Source organism: Streptomyces albiflavescens (genome assembly GCF_014645835.1).
GTDB lineage: Bacteria > Actinomycetota > Actinomycetes > Streptomycetales > Streptomycetaceae > Streptomyces > Streptomyces albiflavescens.
Map to the genome: position 1 here is coordinate 376,487 of NZ_BMMM01000011.1, position 6,428 is coordinate 382,914.

At 68.2% G+C, this 6,428-nt stretch carries 7 protein-coding genes; 5 read left to right on the plus strand and 2 right to left on the minus strand.

What is annotated here, in order from left to right; genetic code table 11:
* The first annotated feature begins 24 nt into the window (after window positions 1–24).
* Together dapB and IEY95_RS28940 are read left to right on the plus strand one after the other, a co-directional pair.
* A complete protein-coding gene (gene dapB, locus IEY95_RS28935; protein WP_189189089.1) occupies window positions 25–777 on the plus strand; it encodes a 4-hydroxy-tetrahydrodipicolinate reductase in 753 nt (250 codons plus the stop codon).
* Window positions 778–809: 32 nt separating this feature from the next.
* The gene (locus IEY95_RS28940) at window positions 810–1,262 is read left to right on the plus strand and encodes a hypothetical protein (RefSeq protein WP_189189090.1); all 453 of its coding nucleotides are present in this window, start codon (window positions 810–812) and stop codon (window positions 1,260–1,262) included.
* A 96-nt stretch (window positions 1,263–1,358) separates the two neighbouring features.
* Here the strand turns inward: IEY95_RS28940 and IEY95_RS28945 are convergent, their stop codons facing one another.
* Both IEY95_RS28945 and IEY95_RS28950 read right to left on the minus strand, forming a co-directional pair.
* The gene (locus IEY95_RS28945) at window positions 1,359–1,916 is read right to left on the minus strand and encodes an SCO5741 family PH domain-containing membrane protein (protein WP_189189091.1); all 558 of its coding nucleotides are present in this window, start codon (window positions 1,914–1,916) and stop codon (window positions 1,359–1,361) included.
* A gap of 123 nt (window positions 1,917–2,039) precedes the next feature.
* The gene (locus IEY95_RS28950) at window positions 2,040–2,279 is read right to left on the minus strand and encodes a hypothetical protein (RefSeq protein ID WP_189189092.1); all 240 of its coding nucleotides are present in this window, start codon (window positions 2,277–2,279) and stop codon (window positions 2,040–2,042) included.
* Between the two features lie 243 nt (window positions 2,280–2,522).
* Between IEY95_RS28950 and thyX the strand changes: the two genes are divergently transcribed.
* The 3 genes from thyX to IEY95_RS28965 all read left to right on the plus strand — a co-directional run bounded on the left by thyX (window position 2,523) and on the right by IEY95_RS28965 (window position 6,198).
* Window positions 2,523–3,263 (plus strand): FAD-dependent thymidylate synthase, encoded by a 741-nt coding sequence (gene thyX / locus IEY95_RS28955; protein WP_189189093.1) that lies wholly within the window; start codon window positions 2,523–2,525, stop codon window positions 3,261–3,263.
* A 210-nt stretch (window positions 3,264–3,473) separates the two neighbouring features.
* Window positions 3,474–4,373: a 4-hydroxy-tetrahydrodipicolinate synthase gene (gene dapA, locus IEY95_RS28960; RefSeq protein WP_189189094.1), complete on the plus strand. Its 900-nt coding sequence runs from the start codon at window positions 3,474–3,476 to the stop codon at window positions 4,371–4,373.
* A gap of 139 nt (window positions 4,374–4,512) precedes the next feature.
* Window positions 4,513–6,198, plus strand: coding sequence for a ribonuclease J (locus IEY95_RS28965; RefSeq protein ID WP_189189095.1), 1,686 nt, complete (start codon window positions 4,513–4,515; stop codon window positions 6,196–6,198).
* Window positions 6,199–6,428 lie beyond the last annotated feature (230 nt).

A 6,428-nucleotide genomic window follows, 5' to 3' on the forward strand; every position in this document is an offset into this window, starting at 1 on the left:
AAGGTCTCTGTAAGGAACGAAGCAATGAGCAAGCTGCGCGTGGCGGTCCTCGGTGCCAAGGGCCGGATCGGATCTGAGGCGGTGCGAGCCGTCGACGCCGCCGACGACATGGAGCTGGTGGCCGCGCTCGGCCGGGGCGACGGACTGGAGACGCTGGTCGAGACCGGCGCCCAGGTCGTCGTCGAACTGACCACGCCGGACTCGGTCATGGGCAACCTCGATTTCTGTGTACGGCACGGCATCCACGCCGTGGTCGGTACGACGGGCTGGACCGACGAGCGCCTCGCGCAGCTCAACACCTCGCTGGCCGCCTCGCCCGAGACGGGCGTGCTCATCGCCCCGAACTTCTCCATCGGCGCCGTGCTGACCATGAAGTTCGCCGAGGTGGCCGCGCCGTACTTCGAGTCCGTCGAGGTCGTGGAGCTGCATCACCCGAACAAGGTGGACGCCCCCAGCGGCACCGCCACGCGCACCGCCCAGCTCATCGCCGCGGCCCGGGAGCGCGCGGGCAGCGCCCCGCAGCCCGACGCCACGGTGACCGCACTGGACGGCGCCCGCGGCGCGAACGTCGACGGTGTCCCGGTGCACGCGGTCCGCCTGCGCGGGCTGCTGGCCCATCAGGAGGTGCTGCTCGGCGGCGAGGGCGAGACCCTCACCATCCGCCACGACTCCCTCCACCACAGCAGCTTCATGCCGGGCATCCTGCTCGGCGTACGGCGTGTGGTGACCACGCCGGGCCTCACCTTCGGCCTGGAAAACTTCCTGGACCTCGGCTGAGCCGAGGGACGTACAACAGATAGTCGGCAGACATGCGCGCGAAGATCACCTACGCCGTCACGGCAGCCGCCCTGGTCGTCTACTTCGTCCTGGTCGGCAGCCGCGGCGTGCTGCTCATCCAGAACGGCACCCTGATCACCGTCACCTTCGGTGTCGCCGTGCTGATCCTGCCGGTCATCGGCCTGTGGTTCCTCTGGAAGAACACCCAGTTCGTCCGGAAGGCCAACCGCCTCGCCGCCGAGCTGGACGCCGAAGGCGGCCTGCCCGTCGACGAGTTGAGGCGCACCGCCGGCGGCCGCATCGATCGTGATTCCGCCGACGAGGTCTTCGCCAAGCGCAAGGCCGAGACCGAGGACGCGCCGGACGACTGGCGCAGCTGGTTCCGCCTCGCGATCGCCTATCACGACGCCCGCGACACCCCGCGCGCCCGCAAGGCGATGCAGCGAGCCATCGCCCTGCGCGAGGGCAGGTCCCTGGAGGCCTGAGGGCCGTACGCGGCTCCATGGAACACAGATGCGAAGGGCCGGTCCGCGCGCTGCGGACCGGCCCTTCTCGTCCTGCCGTGGAAGGCGTACGGGTGCTCAGCCCCGCCGGTATTCGTCCGCCCACACCTCGATGGCGTCCGCAGCGCGGTCGAAGGCCTCCGCACGCCCCAGGAAATCGGCGTTGTGGGTGGTCAGCAGCGGCGGCACGTCCTCGGGCGAACGAGCCTTGCGCACGAGGACCAGCGCCTGCCCCTGAACGGTGCGCGGCAGCCCGAGCCAGCGCACCGGCTGCTGCACCGTCCGCACCGCGGCGACCCGCTCCCAGGGCGTCGTGCTCGTGAGGAAGAAGCCCACCCGGCGCAGCCCTCGCGCGCTCACCCATACGCCCATGCGCAGCAGCCGCAGCGCGCTGAGTATGGCGACCGCGGCCCCGCCCAGACAGGCCGTGGCAGCGTTCAGGGTCCCGGCGACCGCGATGACCACCGCGGCGACGAGCACATACGAGGCGAGCAGCAGGACGAGCGCGGCCGCGCCCACCCGGCACGGCCCGGGTCGGTAGGGACGCCGCCAGCGGTCACGGTCGTCGTAGGGCAGCGCGAGATCGTCCGCCGCCTCGTCAAAGGCGCGGTCCGCCGTCAGGAAGGGCAGGGGCACGATTGATCCTCACTCAATCCACGCACGGGCTGTGCCCGGTGAGGTTATCGAGCCGGGTGCGTGCTCACCACCCGTGGGGGGCCATGGGGGTGCCCCCACGCGGTTCGGTCGGCGAGGGGAAGGTCAGCGGTCGTTCGACGCCTCGGAATGCTGCGTCGTCGCAGGTGACTGATCCTGTGACAAGGCGGGCATTCCGAGTATCAGGGAGCCGGCGAGCCCCGCGACCACGGTGAGGCCTATGAGCCACCGACCGACTATCTGTCCGGCGGACGCGCGCTCGCGGGGTGGGGGAGCGACATTGCTGCGGAACTTGTCGGCTTCGGCGATGAAGGCGAACGGAACAGGCTCGCGCCGACGGAACATGGGGCTTGCTTCTCCTCTGGACACTCGTACGGGAGCAGTGACCTGCTGACCGGCGACCGGCGACTCGAACGAAGTCGCCGTCACCCATACAGACGAGCGAATGTCCCAGGAGGTGCCCAGAATCACCGAATTCGCAGAAGTTCGCCGATGAATGTCGCGGCAAGGTACCGAACGCCCCGTTGTCAGTGCCGGGCCGTAGAGTGGGCGCCGCCCGAGCCTGTGATGGGAAGGACCCTCCGAACCGTGACCGACACCCCCGCCGACGACCTGAAGCCCAGCTTCCGCAGCGATGTCACCGTCGAGCTGATCAAGCACACCGCGTCCGACGCCGACGTGCTGTTCGCCGCCCGTGTCTCCACCGCCGGGGAGCAGTCCCTGGACGAGCTGAAGAAGGACCCGGAGCGTTCCAAGGGCCTGATCAATTACCTGATGCGGGACCGGCACGGCAGCCCCTTCGAGCACAACTCGATGACGTTCTTCGTCAGCGCCCCGATCTTCGTCTTCCGCGAGTTCATGCGGCACCGTGTGGGCTGGTCGTACAACGAGGAATCGGGCCGGTACCGGGAGCTCGAGCCCGTCTTCTACGTTCCGGACGAGTCCCGCAAGCTGGTCCAGGAGGGCCGCCCGGGCAAATACGTCTTCGTCGAGGGCACCCAGGCCCAGCAGGAGCTCACGGGCCGTGTGATGGAGGACTCCTACCGACAGGCGTACGAGGCGTACCAGGAAATGCTCGCGGCCGGCGTAGCCCGTGAGGTGGCCCGCGCCGTCCTCCCGGTGGGCCTCTTCTCGTCGATGTACGCGACGTGCAACGCCCGCTCATTGATGCACTTCCTCGGCCTGCGCACCCAGCACGAACTGGCCAAGGTCCCGTCCTTCCCGCAGCGCGAGATCGAGATGGTCGGGGAGAAGATGGAGGCGGAGTGGGCCAAGCTGATGCCGCTCACGCACGCGGCCTTCAACGCCAACGGGCGCATGGCGCCGTAGCGAGCTTCCGCACGCCATCCGGCACAGATGTACGCATCAACCGAGCGAAGTGTCCGTATTGCGGCATTTCGAGAAGTTCATCTAGCCTGATCAAACGGACCCGGCACTGCTTGAACCCCCGAGCAGGCAGTGCCGGGCTCCACTTTTGTCACGACTTGTCGCCTGCCCCGTGGGCAGACCCCGCCTTGAGCAGCGAGTAGCGTGTTACCCATGGCTCCGACCTCCACTCCGCAGACCCCCTTCGGGCGGGTCCTCACCGCCATGGTCACGCCCTTCACGGCGGACGGCGCACTCGACCTCGACGGCGCTCAGCGGCTCGCTTCCCACCTGGTGGACGCAGGCAACGACGGCCTGATCATCAACGGCACCACCGGTGAGTCCCCGACCACCAGCGACGCGGAGAAATCGGATCTCGTACGAGCCGTACTGGAGGCGGTCGGCGACCGCGCCCACATCGTCGCCGGCGTCGGCACGAACGACACCCACCACAGCATCGAGCTCGCTCGCGCCGCCGAGAAGACCGGCGCGCACGGCCTGCTCACCGTGACGCCGTACTACAACAAGCCCCCGCAGGAGGGCCTGTACCGGCACTTCACGGCCATCGCCGACGCGACCGAACTGCCGGTGATGCTCTATGACATCCCCGGCCGCAGTGGCGTGCCGATCAACACCGAAACCCTGGTGCGCCTGGCCGCGCACCCGCGTATCGTCGCCAACAAGGACGCCAAAGGAGACCTCGGCCGCGCCAGCTGGGCCATCGCCCGCTCCGGCCTCGCCTGGTACTCCGGCGACGACATGCTGAACCTGCCGCTGCTCTCGGTGGGCGCGGTCGGCTTCGTCTCCGTCGTGGGCCACGTCGTCACCCCGGAGCTGCGCGCCATGCTCGACGCGTATGTCTCGGGCGACGTCCAGAAGGCCACCGAGATCCACCAGAAGCTGCTCCCCGTCTTCACCGGCATGTTCCGCACCCAGGGCGTCATGACGACCAAGGCCGCGCTCGCCCTCCAGGGCCTGCCCGCCGGACCGCTGCGCGCTCCGATGGTCGAGCTGTCGCCCGAGGAGACCGCTCAGCTCAAGATCGATCTTGCCGCCGGCGGGGTAGAGCTCTAACCACAGACTTCACAACTGAATACGTACGACCACGCAGGCCATCGGGCCTGCAACCCCACACAGACAACTGCTACTGCACGAACGTCACGCGCGCCACGTGCCTTGCCAGGTACGTGGCGCGCGTGGTGAGGAGAGTCTTTTGAGTCATCCGCATCCTGAACTCGGCCCGCCGCCGAAGCTCCCCGAGGGCGGCCTGCGGGTCACCCCGCTCGGCGGACTCGGTGAAATCGGCCGGAACATGACGGTCTTCGAATACGGCGGCCGGCTGCTGATTGTCGACTGCGGAGTGCTCTTCCCCGAGGAGGAGCAGCCCGGAATCGACCTGATCCTGCCGGACTTCACGTCCATCAGGGACCGCCTCGACGACATCGAGGGCATCGTCCTCACCCATGGCCACGAGGACCACATCGGCGGCGTCCCCTTCCTCCTGCGCGAGAAGCCGGACATCCCGCTGATCGGCTCCAAGCTGACCCTCGCCCTGATCGAGGCGAAGCTCCAGGAGCATCGCATCCGTCCGTACACGCTCGAAGTGGCCGAGGGCCACCGCGAGCGCATCGGCCCCTTCGACTGCGAGTTCATCGCGGTCAACCACTCCATTCCGGACGCGCTGGCCGTCGCTATCCGCACCCCCGCGGGCATGGCGGTGCACACCGGCGACTTCAAGATGGACCAGCTCCCGCTGGACCGCCGCCTCACGGACCTGCACGCCTTCGCGCGGCTGAGCGAGGAGGGCATCGACCTCCTTCTCTCGGACTCCACGAACGCCGAGGTCCCGGGCTTCGTCCCGCCCGAGCGTGACATCTCGAACGTGCTGCGCCAGGTCTTCGCCGGCGCCCACAAGCGGATCATCGTGGCGAGCTTCGCCAGCCACGTCCACCGCATTCAGCAGATCCTGGACGCGGCGCACGAGTACGGCCGTCGGGTCGCCTTCGTGGGCCGGTCGATGGTCCGCAACATGGGCATCGCCCGGGATCTCGGCTACCTGAAGGTCCCACCGGGCCTGGTGGTCGACGTCAAGACGCTGGACGACCTCCCGGACCACGAGATCGTGCTCGTGTGCACGGGCTCCCAGGGCGAGCCGATGGCTGCCCTGTCGAGGATGGCCAACCGGGACCACCAGATCCGGATCGTCCAGGGCGACACGGTGATCCTGGCGTCGTCCCTGATCCCGGGCAACGAGAACGCGGTCTACCGCGTCATCAACGGCCTGAGCCGCTGGGGCGCCAACGTCGTCCACAAGGGCAACGCCAAGGTGCACGTCTCCGGCCACGCCTCCGCGGGCGAGCTGCTGTACTTCTACAACATCTGCAAGCCGCGGAACCTGATGCCGGTCCACGGCGAATGGCGCCACCTGCGCGCGAACGCCGAACTCGGCGCCCTCACCGGCGTCCCGCACGACCGCGTCGTGATCGCCGAAGACGGCGTCGTCGTCGACCTCGTCGAGGGCAAGGCCAAGATCTCCGGCAAGGTTCAGGCCGGATATGTGTACGTCGACGGCCTCTCGGTCGGCGATGTCGGCGAACCCGCACTCAAGGACCGCAAGATCCTCGGCGACGAGGGCATCATCTCGGTCTTCGTCGTGGTGGACGCCAGCACCGGCAAGATCACGGGCGGACCGCACGTGCACGCCAGGGGATCCGGCATCGACGACTCCGCCTTCGCCGACGTCATCCCGAAGATCACGGAGATCCTGGAGCGTTCGGCCCAGGACGGCGTGGTCGAGCCCCACCAGCTGCAGCAACTCATCCGCCGCACGTTGGGCAAGTGGGTGTCGGACAACTACCGCCGACGCCCGATGATCCTCCCGGTCGTCGTCGAGGTCTGACCCCTCGCACGCGCCAACCCGGAGCGGGGGGGCTCGATTTGCATCGAGGCGCCCCGCTCCAGTAGGTTTACGGCTCCGCCTGAACGGGAACCCGGCACAACTGCGTGCCAGGACACCCCGAGCGGGACGGAAATTCCGACTCAGAATCTCTGATAAAGTCGGAACCGCCGGAAAGGGAAACGCGAAAAGCGGAAACCTGGAAAGCACCGAGGAAATCGGATCGGAAAAAG

Coding starts and splice junctions, on each gene's coding strand:
- dapA (WP_189189094.1), top strand. CDS start 3,474: ATGGCTCCGACCTCCACTCCGCAGACCCCCTTCGGGCGGGTCCTCACC.
- IEY95_RS28950 (WP_189189092.1), bottom strand. CDS start 2,279: ATGTTCCGTCGGCGCGAGCCTGTTCCGTTCGCCTTCATCGCCGAAGCC.
- dapB (WP_189189089.1), top strand. CDS start 25: ATGAGCAAGCTGCGCGTGGCGGTCCTCGGTGCCAAGGGCCGGATCGGA.
- IEY95_RS28940 (WP_189189090.1), top strand. CDS start 810: ATGCGCGCGAAGATCACCTACGCCGTCACGGCAGCCGCCCTGGTCGTC.